This window comes from Streptosporangium sp. NPDC053982 (assembly GCF_055585205.1).
Genome location: NZ_JBVJKQ010000008.1, coordinates 189,349 through 210,055, shown reverse-complemented (window position 1 = coordinate 210,055; position 20,707 = coordinate 189,349). Strand labels below are relative to the sequence as shown.

At 73.2% G+C, this 20,707-nt stretch carries 13 protein-coding genes; 4 read left to right on the top strand and 9 right to left on the bottom strand.

All coding sequences use genetic code 11. The annotated features are described in order from the left end of the window. Positions 1-89 precede the first annotated feature (89 nt). The gene (locus ACZ6W9_RS16385) at positions 90-2,261 is read right to left on the bottom strand and encodes an N-6 DNA methylase (RefSeq protein WP_389960144.1); all 2,172 of its coding nucleotides are present in this window, start codon (positions 2,259-2,261) and stop codon (positions 90-92) included. A 213-nt stretch (positions 2,262-2,474) separates the two neighbouring features. After that, the gene (locus ACZ6W9_RS16380) at positions 2,475-4,343 is read right to left on the bottom strand and encodes a serine/threonine protein kinase (RefSeq protein WP_470118384.1); all 1,869 of its coding nucleotides are present in this window, start codon (positions 4,341-4,343) and stop codon (positions 2,475-2,477) included. A gap of 234 nt (positions 4,344-4,577) precedes the next feature. Between ACZ6W9_RS16380 and ACZ6W9_RS16375 the strand changes: the two genes are divergently transcribed. The 3 genes from ACZ6W9_RS16375 to ACZ6W9_RS16365 all read left to right on the top strand — a co-directional run bounded on the left by ACZ6W9_RS16375 (position 4,578) and on the right by ACZ6W9_RS16365 (position 10,957). Continuing rightward, the gene (locus tag ACZ6W9_RS16375; RefSeq protein ID WP_470118382.1) at positions 4,578-5,279 is read left to right on the top strand and encodes a DUF4352 domain-containing protein; all 702 of its coding nucleotides are present in this window, start codon (positions 4,578-4,580) and stop codon (positions 5,277-5,279) included. 162 nt (positions 5,280-5,441) lie between these two features. After that, entirely contained in the window at positions 5,442-10,178 is a 4,737-nt protein-coding gene (locus tag ACZ6W9_RS16370) for an AAA domain-containing protein (protein ID WP_470118380.1), read from the top strand. Positions 10,179-10,369: 191 nt separating this feature from the next. Then, positions 10,370-10,957 (top strand): MFS transporter, encoded by a 588-nt coding sequence (locus ACZ6W9_RS16365; protein ID WP_389960136.1) that lies wholly within the window; start codon positions 10,370-10,372, stop codon positions 10,955-10,957. Between the two features lie 117 nt (positions 10,958-11,074). On the opposite strand, the gene ACZ6W9_RS16360 is transcribed toward ACZ6W9_RS16365, so the two are convergent. The 6 genes from ACZ6W9_RS16360 to ACZ6W9_RS16335 form a co-directional block, all read right to left on the bottom strand. Then, on the bottom strand, positions 11,075-12,358 hold the full coding sequence (locus tag ACZ6W9_RS16360) for an FAD-dependent monooxygenase (RefSeq protein ID WP_470118378.1): 1,284 nt from the start codon (positions 12,356-12,358) through the stop codon (positions 11,075-11,077). Positions 12,359-12,402: 44 nt separating this feature from the next. Then, positions 12,403-13,017, bottom strand: coding sequence for a TetR/AcrR family transcriptional regulator (locus tag ACZ6W9_RS16355; RefSeq protein WP_389960132.1), 615 nt, complete (start codon positions 13,015-13,017; stop codon positions 12,403-12,405). Between the two features lie 203 nt (positions 13,018-13,220). After that, positions 13,221-13,631, bottom strand: a complete 411-nt coding sequence (locus ACZ6W9_RS16350; protein ID WP_470118376.1) for a YybH family protein — start codon at positions 13,629-13,631, stop codon at positions 13,221-13,223. Positions 13,632-13,888: 257 nt separating this feature from the next. Further along, the gene (locus ACZ6W9_RS16345; RefSeq protein ID WP_470118374.1) at positions 13,889-15,094 is read right to left on the bottom strand and encodes an ARPP-2 domain-containing protein; all 1,206 of its coding nucleotides are present in this window, start codon (positions 15,092-15,094) and stop codon (positions 13,889-13,891) included. Beyond that, positions 15,091-16,767 carry a hypothetical protein gene (locus ACZ6W9_RS16340; protein ID WP_470118570.1) on the bottom strand — a complete coding sequence of 559 codons (1,677 nt, stop codon included), beginning with the start codon at positions 16,765-16,767 and terminating at the stop codon, positions 15,091-15,093. The genes ACZ6W9_RS16345 and ACZ6W9_RS16340 overlap by 4 nt, the downstream gene beginning before the upstream one ends. A gap of 237 nt (positions 16,768-17,004) precedes the next feature. Then, on the bottom strand, positions 17,005-18,012 hold the full coding sequence (locus ACZ6W9_RS16335) for an AraC family transcriptional regulator (RefSeq protein WP_470118372.1): 1,008 nt from the start codon (positions 18,010-18,012) through the stop codon (positions 17,005-17,007). Positions 18,013-18,072: 60 nt separating this feature from the next. Here ACZ6W9_RS16335 and ACZ6W9_RS16330 point away from each other — a divergent pair, with 60 nt between their 5' ends. Continuing rightward, positions 18,073-18,984 (top strand): SDR family NAD(P)-dependent oxidoreductase, encoded by a 912-nt coding sequence (locus tag ACZ6W9_RS16330; protein WP_389960124.1) that lies wholly within the window; start codon positions 18,073-18,075, stop codon positions 18,982-18,984. Between the two features lie 5 nt (positions 18,985-18,989). On the opposite strand, the gene ACZ6W9_RS16325 is transcribed toward ACZ6W9_RS16330, so the two are convergent. Continuing rightward, complete coding sequence (locus ACZ6W9_RS16325) at positions 18,990-20,603, bottom strand: hypothetical protein (protein ID WP_389960122.1); 1,614 nt, start codon at positions 20,601-20,603, stop codon at positions 18,990-18,992. Positions 20,604-20,707: the final 104 nt, after the last annotated feature.

Below are 20,707 nucleotides of genomic sequence, written 5' to 3'. Positions count from 1 at the left end.
ACGGCAGCCGAGCCTGAGGCCGCGGAATCGGGACGGGCCGGAAAAAGCCGGGCGTCACGGGGCGGCATGGGCCGACCCCGAAGAGGCGGTCAGCCGCGGAGGGTGCCGTCGCCGAGGCCCTGGAGGGCCAGCCGTACCAGGGCCGAGCCCTGTTCCGCCAGGCCGGACGCCGCAGTCTCCACGGCGGCCAGCCGCCGGAAGGCGTCACCGAGGCGGCGCTGCTCGGCCAGGGGCAGGCGGGGCAGCTCCACGCGGCGGATGTCGGAGCGGGAGCCGCCGGTCTGGCCGCGCCGAGGGCCTTGGGAGCCGGCGATCCGGAGGAAGCCGGCGAGGCAGTCGGGGTCGATCCGTTCGAGGTCGGGACGCAGCAGGTGCAGGCCGGGGCCCAGCAACGCGCCGCCCTCGGTGACGACACGGGCGGCGAGGACCCGGCTTCCGGCCGGTACGACGACGTCGCCGGGTTCGAGGACGACAACGCCGGGGGCGGACGTGGTCGAGGAGCCGGACGTGACAGGGGCAGGGGCGGACGCGACGGGGGCGGGCGCGGCGCGGCCGGTGGGCGGGCGGTCGGCGATCACGTCGTCCACGGTCAGCACCGGAACCATGTCCGCGCCGGGCTCACCGGGAGGCGCCTGTTGAACGGCGACCGCGCCGGGCTCGCCGCGGGGCGCCTGGCAGACGACGATCGCGCCCGCCCTGACCTGCTCGGCGACCGTGGTCCTGGGCAGCTCGTCCGCCGACGCGGTGAGTGCGCGCAGGTCCTCGGCGGCCCGCTGGAGCGCGGCGGCGGAGGCGGCCAGCGCGTCGAGCGCGGTGGTGAACTCCTGGCCGGTGCTCGCGGCCGAGCGGACGGTGGCGTGGCGGGCGGGGGTCAGGTCGACGTCCTCGTCCAGCAGCTCGATGAGCGGTACGGCTCCCGGCGTGTCCGCGCCCATCTGGATGTCCGCGCCCACCTGTGTTTCAGCGGTCCCCCCGAGACCCGGTCCTCCCCGCCCAGCCGCGGCTGCCCGGGGACCCGCTTCCCCCTGCTCGTCCGCGGTTTCCCCGGGGACGCCGGTGAAGGACCGCCAGCCGTCCAGGACGGTCTCCCGTACCCGGGGCCAGGGCAGGTCGGCGGCGTCGATCATCAGAACGTGGGACGGGATCGGGTCGCCGGGTTCGGGTCGGCGCAGGATCCACAGGTGGGGTGAGCCGAGGGCGTTCGGGGCGGCCCCGGCGGGCAGGGCGACCACGGCGCGCAGCGCGCCCGCGCGCAGGAGCTGGGCGCGGATGCGGCGGCCGGAGCGGCGGTCGGCGGCGGCGGAGGGCATCAGCACCACGGCATGGCCGCCGGGTTTGAGGTGGAACAGCGCGTGCTGGACCCAGGGCAGCTCCGGCTCGCCGCGCGGGGGCAGGCCGTACTGCCAGCGGACGTCTCCGGACAGTTCCTCGTAGCCCCAGGCGCGTTCGGCGAAGGGCGGGCCGCAGACGACGGCGTCGGCCTGGAGGGAGGGGAAACGGTCGTCGCGCAGGGCGTCACCGACGCGGACCGTCGCGGGGTGGCCGTGCAGCAGGAGCCGTACGGCGGCGATGCGGGCGGCGTGCTCGTCCCGTTCCTGACCGGAGAGGGCGGTCGCGCCCGAGGCGGCGGCCGACAGCAGAAGTGTGCCGAGACCGCACAGCGGGTCGAGGACGGTGCCGTCCCCGGCGGCGGACAGGCTCGTCATGAGGTCCGCGACCTCGGGTGACAGCGTCACGACGCGCCGGGAGTGGGCGTCGAGGTAGCGCTCGCAGAGGAAGTCGAAGGTCGCGGCGGCGCCCTGCCCGGCGGCCAGCTCGGCGACGGAGCGCAGCAACTGGACGGCGACCGCGACAGACGGAGCACCCGTCGGCTCGGGAAGGTCGTCCATGTCGAGTTCGGCGGCGAGCGACTCGGACAGCGCGTCGTCGTCCTTCCTCGCGAGCTTCGCCCACGTCTTCGGGGACCGGTCGAGGAAGAGCAGGAACGCGCCGACCCGGCCGACGGCCTCGGCGAGGCGGAGGTCCTCGACGTCGGCCCGCAGCTCCTGCCAGACGCGTTCGCCGAGCGGAACCTCCGCCAGCTTGCCCTGGCGGCGCAGCCACTCCTCCACCTCGGTCAGGGAGAACAAAGGACTGCTCGACGTCCCGCCGACCGGGGCGGGGAAGTCCTCGAAGCGTCTTCGCCAGTTGCTGACGGCGGCTCGGCCGACCCCCGCCAGCCGGGCGATGTCGGCCGCCGCCACCGTGGCGCTGTCCCGCATCGGCGATCTCACCTTCTCCGCACCGGCACACCGGATGGCCGCCGTATGTCTCGCACGGGGTCAGTGTAGAGATGCCGGTCGATCATGCCAGGGGGAGGTGGCGTCCGCGGGCAGGTCGGGGCCGTGGTCCCGCGCCCGGTAGGTGGTTCGAAGGCGGGCGGGGCCGGTCGGCCCCCGCGGCGTCTCATACGCGTTTCATACCGCGAATCCGCCTCACAATGGTGCCGCGTAGCGATATCCGGACAGATCAACCGAGGAGATGATCCGCCGGTAGCCCGCAGCGTCCTCCGGGCGCGCGCTGAGCACGTAGAACGAGACCTTCGACTTGGGGAGATGCCAGATCTTCATCGTGTACTCGATGTTGACCATGCAGGGGATCGACCATTCCCGGTAGGCGGCCTTCCTGCCGTCCGACATGCGGGCCAGGCTGGAACGACGCAGGCGGGCGCCGTCCCCGTAGACGCCGTAGTAGAGACCGAACTCCCCGATGTCCTGGTCGTCGTAGGAGCCGTTGGGATCGCGGAACACGGAACCGCCGGCCAGGCACGGCGCGGGGTCACCGATCGCCCAGCCCGAATAGGGGTCGTCGATGGAGCGGCCCGGCCAGGAGTCGGGACCGGAACCGGTCTCCAGCACCATGGCGTCGGGGCGGCAGGCGAGTTCCCACGGGCCGCTGCTCCCCCGCGCGTTAGGCGACTCGATGCAGGCCAGGTCCTTGCGGACGCGCAGCAGCCGCCATCCTTTCGGCAACGTCATCGCGATTCCCCGGAAGGAGACGGCCTCACCGCCGGAGCGCGGGACCGTCCGGGCCTTCTCCGTCGCCCCGGTCGAGGTCTGCTGTGCTGTCGCCGGAGTCGGGGAGCCTGAAACCGGCGCGGGCGGAGTCGTGGCCGCGAACTGGGCGAGTGCCTTCGGTCCGGCGGTCGTCTCATTGGAGCGTTCCCGGAGGGGCTCCGCCGGGGACGAGGTCGCCGCGGCGGCGATGATCGCGGTGACCGCCACCAGGGCAGCGGCCGCCGCCGTGGCGATGTAGGCGTGCACCCACGACGGCCCGGAACGCCCGCGCGCGATCTCGGCGGAGTCGCCAGCCGGAAGCGCCTTGACCTCCGGAGCCGCCGGAACCTCTGGAACCTTCGGAACCGGCGCGGCCGCCACGGTCGCCGGCGACGCGGCGGGCGGCTCGGGCCACTCCGTCGTCTCGCCGGGCGACAGCACCCAGGTGCGCTGGATCATCGCCGTGGCGTCGGCCTCCGGCTCCGCCGTGCCGTCGGCCCGGTTCCGCCAGGCGTCGGTGACCCCGGCCAGGACCTCGGCGGCGGCCGGCCGTTCCGCGGGGTCCTTGGCCAGCGCCCGTTCGACGAGGTCGCGCAGGTCGGCGGGGACGGCCCCGGTGTCCGGCGTCTCCTCGCGGACGCGGTAGGCGAGCACCTCGGGTCGGCCGGCGCCGTACGGGGGCTCGCCGGTGACGGTGAAGAGCACGAGCAGGGCCCAGCCGTACACGTCGGCCGGGGTGCCCGCGGAGCCCTCGCCGTACTCCTCGGGACTGATCCAGCCGGGTGAGCCGACGAGCGTGCCGGTGTGCGTCACCGTGCCGCCGTCCAGCACCTTGGCGATGCCGAAGTCGATCAGCCGCGGCCCGTCGGGGGCGAGGATCACGTTGGACGGCTTGAGGTCGCGGTGGACCACGCCGGCCGCGTGCATGGCCACCAGCGCCTCGGCGACCCCGGCGGCCAGGCCGTACAGGGCGTCCCCAGACAGCGGGTCCCCGGCGCGTACGTGCTGCTCGATCGTGGGACCGGGGATGTACTCGGTGGCGAGCCACGGGCGCTCGGTACCGGGATCGGAGCCGAGGACCCGGGCCAGGCAGACGCCCTCCACCCCGTCCAGCACGGAGATCTCCCGGCTGAAGCGGCGGCGGAACTCCAGGTCGACGGAGAGCGGCTCGTGCACGAGCTTGACCGCCACCCGGCGGCCGGTGTCGTCGACGCCCGCGTAGACGACCCCCATGCCGCCCGCGCCGAGACGTCCCACCAGCCGGTACGGGCCGATCTCGCGTGGATCACCTGACAGCAGCGACAGCACGCGGCCTCCACGGGGGTTCGTTCGGCTTGGGCGGAGATTGAAGCAGATGGAGGGGAGATCCACCAGAGGAAGACGATACACACCATACGCCGGAAACCAGATTTGCTATTGTTGACTCAATTCACAGTGTGGTTAACTCGTAGGACCGGGCGGCGTGCGAGCGCCGCCCGGTCCATCCACTCGCGTTCCCCCGAGAGTCCATTCACTCGCGTCCCCCGAAAGCGAGCCCTCGTCATGCACGGAAACGAGCAGCCCCCGCACGGCCCCCAACCGCAGGGTCGGCCCCCGCGGTACGGCCCGCCGCCGCAGTACGGTCCGCCGCCCGTCCACCCCCGGTTCGTGGCCGCGCCGAAGAGGGGTGGCTGCCTGCGGGCGTTCGTCGTCGCTGTGGTCCTCCTGGCCGGGCTGGTCCTGGTGGGCGTCGGTGTGCTCCTCAGCGGCGGGGGCGGCGACTCCCCCGGATCGGACGTCGGCGTCTCCGCCCCCGCCGGGAAAGCCGAGAAGGACCGGAAGGACGGGAAAGCCGGAGAACAGGCCGCGGCCGGCATCGGCGACACGGTGAAGGACGGCAAGTTCTCCTTCACCGTGACCAAGGTGGAGAAGGGCGTCGAGCGCGTCGGCGACCAGTACGTCGGGTCCGACGCCCAGGGCCAGTACGTCCTCGTGCACGTCACCGTGAGGAACATCGGCGACGAGGCGCAGATGTTCCTCGACTCCGCGCAGAAGCTCATCGACACGGCCGGCCGCGAGTACGACGCCGACTCGGGGGCCGCCGTGCTCGGTCTGAAGAACTCCAACGCCTTCCTCAACAACATCAATCCCGGCAACGGCGTCAGCGGCATCCTGCTCTTCGACGTCCCCGACGACTTCAAGATCAAGGCGATCGAACTGCACGACTCGCTCTTCTCCGGCGGCACGCAGGTGGCGCTGCGGTGATGAGTCCACCGATGTGATCTCATTCCGGGAACGTTCCAACAATCAGAGATCACCGACCACTAGCATCACGCCACCCGCCCGATCACCTGGGCGGGAGGGGCCGGGTTCGCACGGACATCATGCGGCGAGCACGAGCCGTACGACGTGAAGGAGACAAGCCGCGTGAGCGCGCAGCAGTCCCGGGCCCGGGACCCCCGTCTGATCGACTCCACCACGCGCCTGGTGGAGTTCCTCCGCGACCTGGCGACCGCGCGCCGCGCCCCGGTTCGAGACGTCCGGCAACACGGCCAGGTGCTCTGGCTGGTCGACCTGCCCGACGCCGTACGGCCCCGTCCGGAGGCGGGGCCCGGCGAGGTCCTCCTCTCCGTCGACCACGTCCGGAGCGTCCCCCACCCGTCCCCACCCGAGGAACTCCACGGCTGGCTGCGGCCGAACGAGCTCATCGACCCCGAGCTGGACGCCCCCGAACTGTCGGAGACCGGACCGGGGCTCATCGAGGAGCCCGGAGAGGACGGTCGCCCGGTGTCCCGGCCGGAGACCGAGGACGACCGGCCCGACGTGGTCACCGCGTACGAGACGTGGCTTCCCCTATGGCGGGCGTGGGCGGACCGGGAGCGGGAGCGGGTCCGGCAGCAGCGCTGGCACCGCGACCTCTACTCGATCGCCAACCAGCTGGGGCAGATCGACGACGAGTGGGAGCTGGTGCTGGCGACCGGACTGCTGTCCTGGGCCGCCCCCGGTGGCGTCGGCATCCGCAACCACCTGATCGCGACCCGCCTCCACCTGCGGGTGGATCCGGATACCGAGCGGGTCGACGTCCTGCTGGGTGAGGCGGCGCCGGCCCTGCAGGACCGCGAGCTTCTGGCCGACCTCGACGGGTTCACCCCTGAGCGGACCGACCCCCTGCGGCGGCGCGTCCGGGAGGGGGAGGCCACCGGGTTGCAGAGCGGCGTCACCGGTCTGCTGGAGGCATGGTGCGACCGCGGGCTCGACGTCAGGCCCACGCCCCGCTTCCTGCCTGACTGGGCGCCGGGGAAGGCGTCCGGTGGCCCCACCGAGGTACGGCCGGCGCCCGCGCTCGTATTGCGCAAGCGAGACCACGGCTCCCTCATCTCCTACTACGACGAGATGATCTCCGCGCTGACCGGCCCGGACGCCCAGACGCCTCTCGGGCTGGCCCAGCTCGTCGGCTCTCTCGAACCGGAGGAGCGCATGGCCTTCCTCCGGGAGCTTCCGGAGAGGAAGGCCGTCTCAGGAGACGTCCTCGGACAGGACCCGCTGTTCCCACTGCCCGCCAACCCCGAGCAGCGCACGATCATGACCCGGCTGGGGGCGGACAACGGCGTCGTCGTCCAGGGGCCGCCCGGGACGGGGAAGACCCACAGCATCGCCAACCTGCTGTCGGCGCTGCTCGCCCAGGGGCAGCGGGTGCTGGTCACCAGCCAGAAGGCGCAGGCGCTGCGGGTCCTGCGGGACAAGCTCCCGGCGGAGATCGCCGCGTTGTGCGTCTCCATGACCGACCTCGGCCGCGGCGGCTCGGCGGAGCTCGAAGGCGGCGTCAAGGCGCTGTCCGGCCGTTTCTCCTCCTTCGACCCCGCCCGGCAGGCCCGGGGCATCGCCGAGAAGCGGAGTCAGCTCGAAGGCGCCCGCCGTGCCACCGCGGAGCTGACCGAGCGGATCCGGGCTCTGCGTGAGTCGGAGACCTACCACCACCCCGAGGTCGCGACCGGTTACGCGGGCACCCTCGCCGGCATCGCGCGGCGGCTGCGGCAGGAGGCGGCGGAGTGCTCGTGGATGCCGGTACCGCTGCCCGCCTCCGCGCCGCCTGCGGCCCCGATCACCGTCGGTGAGGCGGCGGAACTCATCACCCTGCTGGCCGGGGAGACGCCGCGGCGGAAGGCCCGGCTCTCCCAGCGCCTTCCCGACGTGGCCTCCCTGCCGGGTGTGGAGAGACTGAACGGCCTGATCGCGGCGGAGTCCGCCGCGCACGACGTGGCGCGGCAGGCCGAGACGGAGGTCTCCCGGCGCATCGAGCACCTCACCCCCGCCCTGCTCGCCCGGCTGGAGGGGATCGCGGCCGACGTCGCCGCGCGTCTTCACCGGCTCGACCTGCCAGAGGAGGCGGCGGCCTGGGATTCCGAGGACTGGACGGTCCGTGCGCTGCGGGACGGCCTGGCCGGACGCGAGGTCACGGTCTGGGAACAACTCGCCGCACACGCCGATCGGCTCGCCGCTGCCAGGGACGCCGTCAGGACGGTCGGGTTCCGGGCGATCAGCCACCCGCCGCTGGACACGCCGGGCGCGACCGGAGCCTACCTTCAGGCGATGCGGGAGCTGCGCGACCACCTCGCCGCAGGCAACCAGCTCAAGCGCGGCCCTTTCAGGCCCGCCGTGCAGAAACGGGCCGCGCCATGGCTGGAAGGGACGCTGGTCGACGGGATCCCCCCGTCCAACGCCGAGCTGCTGTCGCTGGTCGTCGCGGAGTTCGATGGCCGGGCCGCCGCGGCCGAACTGCGGCGCGGCTGGTGGCTCGTCGGGGTGGAGTTCCCCGAGGACGTACCGCTCCAGCGGGCGGTGGCTCAGCTCGGGGACGCCTTCGACCGGCTCGGCCAGGTGCGCCACGTCCTGTCGGCGGTGGCGGAGACCACGCGGCTGCTCACCATGGCGGGCGCGCACGTCAGACTCGGCACGCCCGCCGACTGGACCGCGTATGCCGCGGCGCTGCGTGCCGTACGGCTCCGGGCCGAGGCCGCGCGGGCCACCTCAGCGCTGGGTGAGCTGCACGCGGCGTTGCGGCGCGAGGTCGAGCTCGGCACCCCCGCCCCAGAGCTCGTCGAGGCCGCGAACGCGGTGGCCGTACGTGACGACGCCGCCTACCGGCGGTGCCTGCACGCGCTCACCGAGGCGCACCGGGAGCAGGCCGAGCAGCGGCACTGCGACGAGCTCGCCGGCCGGGTCCGCGCCGCCCATCCGGCGCTGCTCCACCTGCTGTCCGAGGCCGGGTCGTGGCGGCCCGGGTTCTCCACGTGGGAGAGGGCGTGGGCGTGGGCGAAGGCGCAGACGTTCTTCACCGAGCAACGCCGCCCCGGCCTGGAGCAGCGGCTGGAGGCCGAGCTGGAGTCGGCGACCGCCCGCGAGATGAGACTGACCGCGGAGCTCGCCGCCGAGCAGTCCTGGCAGGCGGCGCTGAGCAGGATGAACTCCCGGCAGACCACGGCGCTGCGTTCCTACCAGGACCACATGGGCAAGCTCGGCAAGGGCACCGGCCGGTACGCCGCGAAGTTCCAGTCGCTCGCCCGCGAGGCGATGTCGCACGCCCGCGACGCCGTACCTGCCTGGATCATGCCGTTGCAGCAGGTATTGGAGACGATCCCGCCGGTCCGGGACTCCTTCGACGTGGTCATCGTCGACGAGGCCAGCCAGGCGAGCATCGAGGCGCTCTTCCTGCTGTGGCTCGCTCCCCGGGTCATCGTCGTCGGGGACGACAAGCAGTGCGCGCCCTCGACCGTGAGCCACGGCGAGCTCGCACCGATCTTCGCCAAGCTGTCGAGCTATCTGCCGGACCTCCCGGCGTACCTGCGGGACGCGTTCACCCCCAAGTCGAGCCTGTTCGACCTGCTGGCCACGCGGTTCGGCTCGGTGCTGCGGCTCAAGGAGCACTTCCGGTGCATGCCGGAGATCATCGACTTCTCCTCGCGGCAGTTCTACGCGGACGAGCCGCTGGTGCCACTGCGGCAGTTCGGCGCCGACCGGCTGCCCCCGCTGCGGACGGAGTACGTGCCGGGCGCCGTGACCGAGGGGACGACGACCCGGCTGCGCAACCTCGCCGAGGCCGAGGCCATCGTGGAGCGGATCCTCGCCTGTACGGAGGATCCGGCCTACCGGGAGCGGACCTTCGGCGTCGTCGTGCTGCAGGGCGGAGCGCAGGCGCAGCTCATCCACGGCATGCTGCTCGACCGGCTGGACACCAAGGAGTGGGAGAAGCGCAGGCTGCGCGTCGGGACGCCGCCCGACTTCCAGGGCGACGAGCGTGACGTGGTGTTCCTGTCCATGGTGGTCGCCGAGAGACGGTCCGCGCTGACGAGCACCGAATGGCAGCGCAGGTTCAACGTGGCCGCGTCACGGGCCAAGGACCAGATGTGGCTGTTCCACTCCGTCACGCCTGACCTGCTCTCTCCCGCCTGCCTGCGCAGATCGCTGCTCACCTACCTGCTGAACCCCCCGTCGGCGCTGCTCTCGGCCACGCTGGACGATGTGACCCCGGATGTCTCCCATCCGGAGTTCGACTCGCTCTTCGAGCAGCGGGTCTTCCTGCGCATCCGTGAGCGCGGCTACCACGTCGTCCCCCAGGTGGAGGTCAACGGCCGCCGGATCGACCTCGTGGTGAGCGGTGCGGGCGGACGTCTGGCGGTCGAGTGCGACGGCGACTTCTGGCACGGCACGCCCGAGCAGCGGGAGGCCGACCTCGACCGGGAGCGGGAGCTCAAGCGCGCGGGCTGGCGGTTCTGGCGGGTCCGTGAGAGCGAGTTCCACTTCGACCCCGAGGCCGCCCTGGAACCCCTCTGGTCCGAGCTCGACCGGCGGGGCATCCGGCCGGGCGAGGTCGCGGGCGAGGAGAGTGGCGGCGCGTCCTCGTCGTGGAACGCGCTCGCTCTGCCGGGAGAGGACGGTTGGGACCGGCTCGACGACCTGCTCGACGGACTCGATGTGCTCGACGATGTGGGAACGCTGACGGCCGGCGCGTTGACGGGTGTCCCCCTGACCGGTTCATCCGCGGAATCGACCACGGCTCGGATACGCTCCTGGGCGCGCAGCCAGGGATACGCCGTCGGCGAGCGCGGCCGTCTTCCCGAAGGAGTGGTCGAGGCGTATCACCGTGCGCACATCTCCGACCGGTAGAAAAGCGATCGGCCATGAGGACGCCTGTCCGATGTGGACCGCGGGATGCCCTTTTCCGGGCCGGTGAGTGAGAGAGGGCCCCCTCTTCCGGAGACCCGCCCGGACCCGCGCCGGGGCCTTTCGGGAGGGGCCGGCTCCGGGCATCGGTCACTTCTCACCACGATCACCAGCCGATCACTAGAGTTCGGGATATGACCAGACGCCGATGGATGCTCGCCTCATTCACCCTCGCCGTCCTTCTCTTCGCGACCAATGTGACCGTGCTGAACGCGCTGGGACCGGCGCTCGCAGACGGCCTGGCGGTTCCCCCCACCTCAGAGTTCGGCATCACCTACTCGTATCTGTTGGCTTTCGTCGCGGTCGTTCTTCCGCTGAAGGCGCGCAAGAGCCTGCTCATCTCAGGGCTCGCGGCCTTCTTCCTCGCGTCCCTGGTGTGCGCCTTCGCCACCGACGTCGGCGTGCTGATCGGTGGCCGGGTGCTGCAGGGCCTGGCCGCCGCGGTCGTGATCCGGGCAGGCATCATGTTCATGACCGGCGCCTTCCCCGGCACTCGGGTGTGGACGGCGGCCGTGGCGCCCCTGGTGGCGGCCATGGTGGGTCTGATGACGGGGTCGGTGCTCGGCCTCGTCATCGCGGATCACTTCCGGTTCGACTTCGTCTTCCTGCTCGACGCGCTGCTGGCCGTCGTCGTCGCGGTGGCGGTCGCCGTCACCTTCCCGGGCACGAAGACGTCAGCCGGAGCCCGGCAGCCTGATCCACACCCCCTGGATTCCGTCTGACCTGGCGCGTCCGCTTCCACACCCGAGAGCGGGCTTCACATCCTCGGCGGCGTCCGCCCCCGGATCTCCCCCCTCTTTCACCCCGGTCCGGGGCGTGCGACTCCAGGACGTCACCGGTCAGCGGGAGCCGCTGAGGGATTCGAGGGAGGCGCCGGACTTGCCGATCAGGGCCGTGCCGAAGTACCTGTCGAGGCCGGGGAGGTTCATCAGCCTCAGGGCGATCCTGCGCAGCCGCAGCCGCGCCGGGGACGACGGCAGGAACCACTCCACCCCGCTCCGCGCGACCTTCTGCTTCTCGGTGACCACCGGGAGCCACTGCTCCTGGTAGCCCGCCAGCGCCGACTCCACGGAGTCCGGGGAGGCCGCGGGGCTCGACGGGTCGGCGGCCGCGAGCCGCTCGCCGAGGAGGTACGCGCCGGCCACGGCGAGCGAGGCGCCCTGACCGGCCAGCAGCGACACCGCGCCGCAGGCGTCGCCGAGCAGCGTCACCCGGCCGCTGTTCCACCGCGGCATCTCGATCTGGGCCACCTGGTCGTAGTACACCTCCGACGGCTCGGGGCAGCGTTCCAGCGCCCGGGGGACGAGCCAGCCGAGGGTCGAGCATGCCCGCCGTACGGCTTCCCGCGCGTCCTCCGGCAGGGCGGGATCGGCGGAGCGGTGGACGGTGAAGACCGCCACCCGGCCGTCGCGCAGGCCGTACAGGCCCATCTGCCGGCCCACGGTGTCGGTGAGGCAGAAGCGGCCGTCCACCGCCTTGTAGATCTCGGGGTCGTCGAACACGTAGGCGGCGGTGTGGAAGCCGAGATACCGCAGGAACCGCTCCTCCTCGCCGAAGACCAGCCGCCGCACGGCCGAGTGGACGCCGTCGGCGCCGATCAGCAGGTCGGCGTCGAGCGTCGTGCCGTCGCCGAGCGTCACCCGGACGCCGGCCCCGCCGCCCCCATCGCCCCCACCGTCCCGGCCACGTCCGCCGTCCCCGCCGCGTCCACCGTTCCCTGCGGCCCCGAGGTTCTCGACCCCGGTGACGCCGCTGCCGTAGCGCAGGTCGACGCGGTCCTCCACCTGCTCGCGGAGCGCCAGCTCCAGGTCGGGGCGCATGACGCTCAGCAGCCGGCCGTCCAGCACGCGGCCGAAGCGCTCGTAGTCCAGGCGGGCGCGGGAACGGCCCGCCTCGTCGAGGTAGCGCACCCCGTCGAGCCGGTAGCCGAGTTCCTTCAGACGGGGCAGCGTCCCCATCCTCCGGGCCGCGTCGTAGCCGAGCCCGAAGAAGTCGATCATGTATCCCTGGCTGCGCGGGCCGGGCGCCTTCTCGACCACGACGACGTCCCAGCCGTGGGCGTCCAGGCGTTGGGCGGCGGCCAGGCCGGCGATGCCGGCCCCGCAGATCACTGCTCTTCTCATCTCGATCCTTCCGGCTTCTTCGGTACGGGGACCCGGTCGGCGCCTCATCGTCGGGCGCGGCGATCGTCACCTCCGGGGCGGGTGCCTGGGCGGATTCCGGGGCGGGTGAGGAGGCGGCGCAGGACGGTCGTGACGGCCGCCGACGTCAGCTCCGGATTCAGCGGCCGGTGCAGCATCATCCCGTCGAGGGCGGCGGCCAGCACCGAGGCGGTCTCCTCCGGCTCCTCCTGTCCGCGGGCCCGGAGCCAGGAGGCCAGTTCCCGCCGGAACCGGGTGACCAGGGCGGTGAACTCGCGGCGCAGGTCCTCGTCCCGGGCGGCGGCGAGGTAGGTCTCGGTGAACAGCACCGACACCGGGTCGCTCCCGGTGAAGGCGTCGAGCGCGCCGAACATCGCCGCGAGCCCGTCGTCCAGGGTCTCGGCCCGCTCCAGCAGCGGACCGGTCTGCGCGACGACGCCGCCGATGACGTCGAGGGCCGCCTCGCTCAGCAGCGCCTGCAGGGACGGGAAGTGGTAGTGGACCAGGCCGGGTGCGACACCCGCCCGCTCGGCCAGGATCCGCGTGCTGACCGCGGCCCACCCCCGCTCGGGGATGAGCTCGGCCGCGGCGTCCAGCAGCTTCCGCCGCACCTCCCGGCCGCGCTCCGCCGACGTCTTCACCCTCGTGCCGCCTCTCTCATCGGACGATCGCCTTGGTCGAACGACTTGGTCACTCGTCCAATTAGTAGCACGACGCGTCCGCGGAGGCCAGCCGACGATCGGTCGTACCCCGGCGCCGACCGGCGATCGGTCATGTCCCGATGCCGGCCGGTTCCGGGGGATGCCGCCGGTCGCGTGTGCCGGGCCGCTCCGGCAGGACCCGGCTACGGCGCCGGCTTGATCTCCGTACCCTGGGCGGAGACCAGGCGCCAGCCTCCGGCCGGGTCGGCGGCGAAGACGTGGGTGTAGCGGCTGCCGGCCGTGAAGGCCGTCCCGTCGTCGCCGGTGAAGCTCATCTCGGTCCGCCCGACGACGATGCCGACGTCCCCGACGCGGCGGACGACGGCCTCCTCCGGGAAGGACCGCACGGCCGGGAACCGGAGGTCTCCGGAGGACATCGCGCCGAGCAGGTCGGCCGCGGTGGCGACGGCGCCGTCGTTGACGGCGACGATGACGAAGTCGCCGGCCAGCAGGTCTCCCAGCGCGGCGGTGTCGGCGGTGACCAGCGCGTCGAAGAAACGCCGGTCGTGGTCCAGCAGGGACGCGCGGTCGCCGGGGGTGGCGGTGATGGTCATCGGTCGTGTCCGTTCATCGATGGTGTCCGTTCCCTCGGTGCCGAGGGAACCCCTTCGACGCCGAGGGAACTCCTTCGGGACCGAAGGGAACCCCTTCGGGGCCGAAGGACCGCGATGCTAGACCGTGACGCCGGTGACAAGGTCAAGGGCGGGCCCGTGGCGGGCTCCGGAGACCGGAGCCGAGCGCCCGGCGCGGCTCGCCGTCCGGCACCCGCGCCCGGTACGGCCCGCCCTCCCCGCCGGGGACGCGGTACAGGTCAGCGGGCGCGGTCCGAGCGGCGGGCGTGGGCGCGGTAGTGGTCGAGGATGTCCTGGCGCAGCAGGTGCCCGAAGCCCGCGTCCTCGATGCGCAGGCCCAGTTCGGGCTCGGTCACGCCGAGCGCGGCGGCGGTGGCGGCCAGGTTCCATTCGCACACGGCCAGGTCGTTGAGCAGGCGGCCGCGCCGTACCTGGCTCTGCGACAGCCGGAACGTCTTGAGGTACGCCAGCCGGCCGTCCTCGTCCGTGATGAGCTCGCCGATGTGGTTCCCCCGCTGCGGCTCGAAGGGCGGCAGGAAACGGGACAGCCGGTAGCGGCCCATCGTGTACACCTTCCGGCGGGTGTATCCCAGGCCCAGCAGGTCGGCCGCCATGGTCCGGTCGTGGAAGGCGGCCCACTCCTCCGTCTGGCGGCGGGCCGCGGCGCGCAGGTCGGCGAGCGAGCGCACCTCGGCGTCCACGACGCGGGCGCGGAAGTCGGGCACCGGCATGGTGAGCGTCGCGTAGTGGTGGATCAGCTCGCCGTACAGGTCGTGGACCAGGGTGGCGTGCAGCGCGCGGTAGTCGGCGGGGTGCGGCACCACGAATGCGGCGGCGAGGGCGTCGGCCGCGTAGACGACGACGCCGCACTGGCCGGGGTGGATCTCGAAGACGCGCAGCGCGTCCGCCAGCCCCCGGACCTGGACGCCGGTGTAGGCCTCCTCGGCGCGGGGCGAGAGCCCGTGGTCGATCGCACGCCGCGACCACTCCTCCCAGGCGATCTCGGGTCCGCCGAAGTGCAGCGCCAGGTAACCCTCCATTGCCAGGTGCTGGGGCATGAAGCGCAGCCGGTTCCGCGCCTCGCGGCGGACCATGCGGTGGTGGAAGCGCAGCGGCATGCGGCGGGGCGCGGGCGCACCGTTCTTCGCCGGGTCGCGGAGCTGGGTCCCGTACGCCGCGGCGGGCGTGCCGTCGGACGTCCAGGTCGCCACGAACGCGTGCGGGATGTAGGAGACGTAGTGCCTGCGCGGCCTGACCTCGACGACGTCGAGGCCGCGGAAGGCGTCGGGGCGGGCGTCCTCGTCGAGGCCGGGGTCGTCGTGCAGGAGGGCGTCGAGCCGCAGGTCCTCGATCGGCTCGTCGCGGACCAGCGGCACGAGCCGCACGCCGCCCCATGTCTGTGCCGGGCGGGTGGTGAGCCCGGTGAGGGTGAGCTCCTCCGTCATGCGTCCTCCCCCGGGGTCCGCCGGGCGTTCTCCCCTGCCTCCCCGGTCGTACGGGCCGTCCGGTCGCCCTCGTCCGGCACCGGGTCCGCCGTCTCTGAGGGCTCCGGGGACTGCGAGGTCTCCGTGGACTCCGCCGTACCCGGAAGCTCCGCCGTCTTCGGAAGCTCCCCGGCCCCCGGGGGCTCCGCGCCCAGGAAGGCCGCGACGCGGCGTGCCAGGTGGGCGCGCAGTTCCGGCAGCCCGGTGCGGCCCTCGGCGAACCGGGCCAGCTCCGCGAGGGCGACGAGGTCCTCGGCATCGCGGATCCCGGCGGTCGGCACGCCGGGCGCCAGTCGCCGCACGTCGAAGGCGGCGGCGTCGTACACCGGGTTGAGGTGCACGACGCCGCACGCGCCGTCCGGGTCGAGCCGGGTGCGCCAGACCCGCAGCACCTCTCCCGCCAGGCCGGGCGGCGCGTTGTCCCAGCCGTCGGAGACGATGACGAGACGTTCGGGCCGGGCCTCCAGGGCGTCGAGGACGCGCTCGCCGAGCGGTGTCGCGCCGTGGGGGCGGACGAGCAGCGAGTCCGTACGGCCCGACAACCACAGCGGCGTGTACCGCGAGGCCAGCGCCTCCAGCAGGAAGTCACAGGCCAGCGCGACGGCGAGCGGGCGGCGGCGCTTCTGCGCCGAGCCGTACGACGAGAAGCTGTCGTCGAGCACGGCGGCCACCCGGCCCCAGCGTCCGGCCTGCTCCCCCGCGGTACGGCGGGCCGCCGCGCGCAGCGCCTCCGTCAGCTCGGCGCGGCGGCGCACCCGGTCGTCCAGTGGGAGACCGAGTACGTAGGACGCCAGCCGGGTCAGGGGCATCGTGGTGAGGTCGGCGCGCGCCGCCTCCGCTCCGAGGGTGTGGGCCGACTCCTGCACGCGCAGCCGTTCCAGCCGGGTGAGCCGGGGCGCGATGCGCTCCAGGAAGGCGGCGCGGGGGATGCCGTGCTTCGCCGCGAACCCCTCGGCCACCGTGTAGGGCAGGTCGTAGATCGCCGCCTTGCGGTGGTGGGCCTGCCGCCAGCTCTCCAGGATCGGCGTGGCGTAGGCGGCCTTGCGGTGCGGGGCGAACAGGAACGTGCCCAGCTCCCCTCCCGGCGCCAGGTGGGCGTGACGGAAGGCGGTCTTGACGGCTCCGCGGTACTTCACCGCGTCGAACGCGAGGTCGGGACGGGCGGCCAGCCAGTCCCGCATGATCGCCCTGGTGCGGCGGTTGTTGACCCGGGCGCGGCGCAGCTCGTGGAACAGCCGGTAGACCCGGGGCGGCGGCAGCAGGGCCAGCCGCCGGGCGATCAGACGTCCCTCGGCCCGGCGTCGTCCCGGGTCCGCCTCGGCGGCCGTGACCAGCAGGTTCCGGATGATCCGGGCGGCGTTGTGGTGGTTGACGTCCAGAGCGAGGGTGGCCGCGTACAGGTCGCGGTAGTTGCCGACCATGTAGTCGTGGAGGAAGGCCAGGGACAGGCTCTGCTCGCCCGCGCCGGAGTGGAACTCGCTCTGCCCGGTGGAGGTGATCGCGGCGTTCACGAACAGCAGGACGTCCTCGGCGGCGACCAGGTCCGCGAAGGTCTCCGTGCTCTCAGCGGCCACGGTGATCGCCCCGTTCTCGGTGGTCGCGACGGTACGGCGCCGGCCGGGGTGTGGAGGCACGAACTGCAAGCCAACGTTTCACAGCCGTTTCCGGAAGTCGCACCGAAGTCCCGCGGCCGGCCCTGGAACGATAACACCGGCTTGTCCGCCTTTTCCTGGCGTTTTCGCCGTCCCACAGCCGCCCGGCGTCTTCGCCGTCCCACGGCTTCCCGGCGTTTTCGCCGCCTCACGGCCGCCCGGCGTTTCGCCGTCACACGACCATCCGTCTCATGACCGCCCGTCTCATGACCGCCCGTCTCACGGCCGCCCGTCACCCGCCGGGCCGGTCCGGCGGCGGGACTCACGCGGGGACGCCGGTTCCCGTCCGCCGTGCCGGAGGCGGAGGTCCCGGCGGCGGAACTCACGCGGGGATGCCCCGGTGACCCGCTTGAACGCGCTGCTCAGCGCGCTCTCCGAGCCGTAGCCGACCTCACGGGCGATCATCGCCACCGTGTCGTCGCCGCGGCGCAGACGGTCGGCGGCCAGTTCCATCCGCCAGGCGGTCAGGTATTCGAGCGGCCCCTGCCCCACGACGTGCTTGAACCGGGCGGCCAGCGTCGACCGGGACACCGCCGCGACCCCGGCCAGCTCGGCCACCGTCCAGGCGTGGGCCGGCCGGGCGTGCATGGCCCGCAGCGCGGGCGCCACGACCGGGTCGGCGAGCCCGGCCATCCAGCCGGACGCCGCTTCCGCCCCGGCACCGGCCAGGTGCAGGCGCAGCAGGTGGATCAGCATGACCAGGGCGAGATGCCCGGTGACCAGGGTCGAGGCGAGCGGCCGGGCACGCAGCTCGGCGTCGATCTGCTCCAGCGCCCAGCGTACGGTCGCGGCCTCGGCGGTGTGCCCGGGAACGTGGATCACCGGCGGCAGCACGTCGAGCAGCAGTTCCTTGGCTCGCTCCCCGAAGTCGAACCGGCCGCCGATGAGGACCACGTCCTCGTCGGCGCCGACCCGCGCGACGTCGCCGTCGGCCGCCGCGAAGATCGGGCCTGCCGGGACCGGACGCACCCCCGGACCGCTCGCCAGGGTGAAGGCACGCGACCGGGTGAGCAGGAAGCAGTCGCCCTCGGCCAGTTCGAACGGCTCCGGAACACCCTCGACGGTGAGCAGGCAGTGGCCGCGGCGCACCGCGTTGAACTTGACCGCCGGTGGCGGCTCGAACGACAGCGCCCACTCGCCGCCCGCCACCAGCCTGACGGACAGGCGGCTGGTCGTGCCGACGAGGGCCAGGACGTCTTCGAGGGGATCGGCTTGCTGGACGCTCACGCAACCATGGTGGACCCTGAACCATTCCGCGTCCAACGCCCGGTTCCTACCGTTGTGGTCATGACACGCATCACCACTCCGTTCAACGCCAGGACCACGGCCGCCGAAGTCCTCGCCGGCGTGGACCTCACCGGGCGGCGGATCATCGTCACCGGCGGCGCATCCGGGATCGGCCTGGAGACCGTCCGGGCACTGCGGGACGCGGGGGCCGAGGTCACCGTCGCGACCCGCGACCCCGGCGACGGGCAGCGGCCCCTGGACCTGAGCGACCTCGACTCGGTCCGCACGTTCACGGCCGGCTGGACCGGGCCGGTCCACGCGATCGTGGCGAACGCCGGGATCATGGCGCTGCCCACCCGCCGGGTCGCCGCCAACGGCTGGGAACTGCAGCTGGCGACGAACTTCCTCGGGCACTTCGCGCTGATCACCGGCCTGTACGAGAACCTGCGACGGGCCGCCGGAGCCCGGGTCGTCATGGTGAGCTCCGGCGCCCAGCTGGGCGCGCCGTTCGACTTCGACGACCCGCACTTCGAGCGTCGTCCGTACGACCCGTGGGTCGCGTACGCGCAGTCCAAGACGGCCGACGTGTTGCTCGCGGTCGGAATCGCCCGTCGCTGGGCCGCCGACGGCATCACCGCGAACGCCCTCGAACCCGGCTACATCCACACCAACCTGCAGCGGCACCTCGACGCGGACGCCATGCGGGCGCTCGGCGCGATGGACGACGAGGGGAACCTGCTGACCCCCGACTACTACAAGTCCCCCGAGCAGGGCGCGGCCACCTCGGTGCTGCTCGCCGCGTCCCCGCTGCTGGACGGCGTGACGGGCCGGTACTTCTCCTCCGACAACCAGGAGGCCGAACGGGTGCCGGGCGGCGCGGGCACGACGGCGGGCGTCGCGGACTGGTCGATGGACCCGGTCGCCGCGGACCGCCTCTGGGACCACGCACTCGCGGCGACGGCGGCCCGCTGAACGGTCTACGCCGTCCGGTACGGCGGGCGCGCGGGGCGGCCGCCGTACCGGAGCAGCAGGATGAGCGCGGAGACGGTGAGTGCGGCGCCACCCCACAGCGGTGAGAAGGCACGGAACGGCCCGTCGGCGCCCGCTTCGGCGGTGAACGTCCAGTCGGGGTAGACCCGCAGGCCCTCGGACACGAAGTCCGGCCCCTCACCCGCCACACCGACGGTGTCCCGGATCGCGTCTCCCGGCAGGCCCGCCGGGGCGCCGAACGCGACGATCACCCCCACCGCGGCGTTGAGCAGCAACGCGCCCGCCGTCCACCGCGCCCAACCGCGAGTCCTGCGCACCACCGCGACCAGCGCCGCCGCGGTGAGGCCGACGGGCCCGGCGAGAAGGTCGAGGCCCGGCCAGAGCGGGGACGGGCTCACGGTCATGAGACGCACCGGGAGGACCGGGAGGACGTACTCGATCATTCCCCTCGGCCCGATCCAGAACGGCAGGCCGTACGCGAGGTTGAGGGCCACGGGGACCACCGGCAGCGCGACCGTGGCGGCCGCGAGCGGCCACGGTCCGAGCGGAGCCCGGACCGGACGCGGCCGCTCCCCATACGGCACGGCCCGCGCGCGCGGGTCGCCGAGGTCGTGGGCGGACCGGGCCAGCCACACCGGACCGAAGAGTTGGAGGACAGCGGTGACGCCGTGGAGCAGCAGGAGGCCGGGGTCGCCGGGCAGGGCGAAGCCGCCGAACCCGACGAACTCGCCGGCCCCGGTGAAGTCACCGAAGAACCGGGCCGTGAGGGCGAGGGGCAGCAACAGGGCGCCGACCCCCGACCACACGGTGACCCGGCCCCACCGGCCGTCCCCGGCCTGGGCCGCCAGGACCAGCACCATCCAGAGGGACGAGAGCAGCCCGCCCAGCCCGGCGACGTCGAAGAGCCGTTCCACGGCGAGGAGGTCGAGCAGGCCGGCCGTCTCCTGGCCGATCGAGGAGATCCCGGCGGCCAGCCCGGCCACGAGCGCGGTACGGCGGAGCAGCGGGGAGGCGCCGGTCAGCACCCGATGGAACAGCACCGCGAGGGCGAGCGCCATGAACCCGTGGACCACACCCGTCAACGGTGACGGGAGCGGCGTCAGCCACGCGACCAGGTACCAGACCAGGTCGGCGTAGAGGACCGCCCGCAGCCGGCGGACGTCTCCGTCCGGCGCCCGGAACGGCCCGGCCGCTCGGCCGCGGAGGATCTGCCAGAGCATCCACCCCTGGAGCACGCCGGGAAGGAGCAGCGGCAGCCAGAACCATCCCGGGGATGCGGGCGGCTCCATGAAGGTCTCGTGGGTCACCAGCCACCAGGCGGCGCCGCCCTCGCCCGTGATCGCGGCGACGATGACGGAGACGACGGCCGCGACGGCGTAGCCGGCGGCGGCGAGCACGGCGAGCCGCCCGAAGCGGTACCGGCGGCCGGGGACCTCGCCGCCCCCGACGGGCTCACCGCCGGGGACCTCGGCGCCCCCGAAGGGGACGGCGTCCCGGGAAGCACCGGCATCGTGGGAGGGGCCCGCGTCGTGGGAGGGGCCGGCGCCTTCGGAGGAGGTGCCGCTGGAACGGTCGCGGTGACCGGGACGGAAGCGGTGCACGAGTACTTCTCTGGGGGGTGAGGGGACGGAAAAGGAGGACGGACGGGATGGGCGGGACGCCGGGTTGCGGCGAGCCGCTCCGGGAACGCCGATCTTCATCGGCT

Coding starts and splice junctions, on each gene's coding strand:
- ACZ6W9_RS16345 (WP_470118374.1), bottom strand. CDS start 15,094: ATGACGGAGGAGCTCACCCTCACCGGGCTCACCACCCGCCCGGCACAG.
- ACZ6W9_RS16360 (WP_470118378.1), bottom strand. CDS start 12,358: ATGAGAAGAGCAGTGATCTGCGGGGCCGGCATCGCCGGCCTGGCCGCC.
- ACZ6W9_RS16375 (WP_470118382.1), top strand. CDS start 4,578: ATGCACGGAAACGAGCAGCCCCCGCACGGCCCCCAACCGCAGGGTCGG.
- ACZ6W9_RS16385 (WP_389960144.1), bottom strand. CDS start 2,261: ATGCGGGACAGCGCCACGGTGGCGGCGGCCGACATCGCCCGGCTGGCG.
- ACZ6W9_RS16365 (WP_389960136.1), top strand. CDS start 10,370: ATGACCAGACGCCGATGGATGCTCGCCTCATTCACCCTCGCCGTCCTT.
- ACZ6W9_RS16350 (WP_470118376.1), bottom strand. CDS start 13,631: ATGACCATCACCGCCACCCCCGGCGACCGCGCGTCCCTGCTGGACCAC.
- ACZ6W9_RS16330 (WP_389960124.1), top strand. CDS start 18,073: ATGACACGCATCACCACTCCGTTCAACGCCAGGACCACGGCCGCCGAA.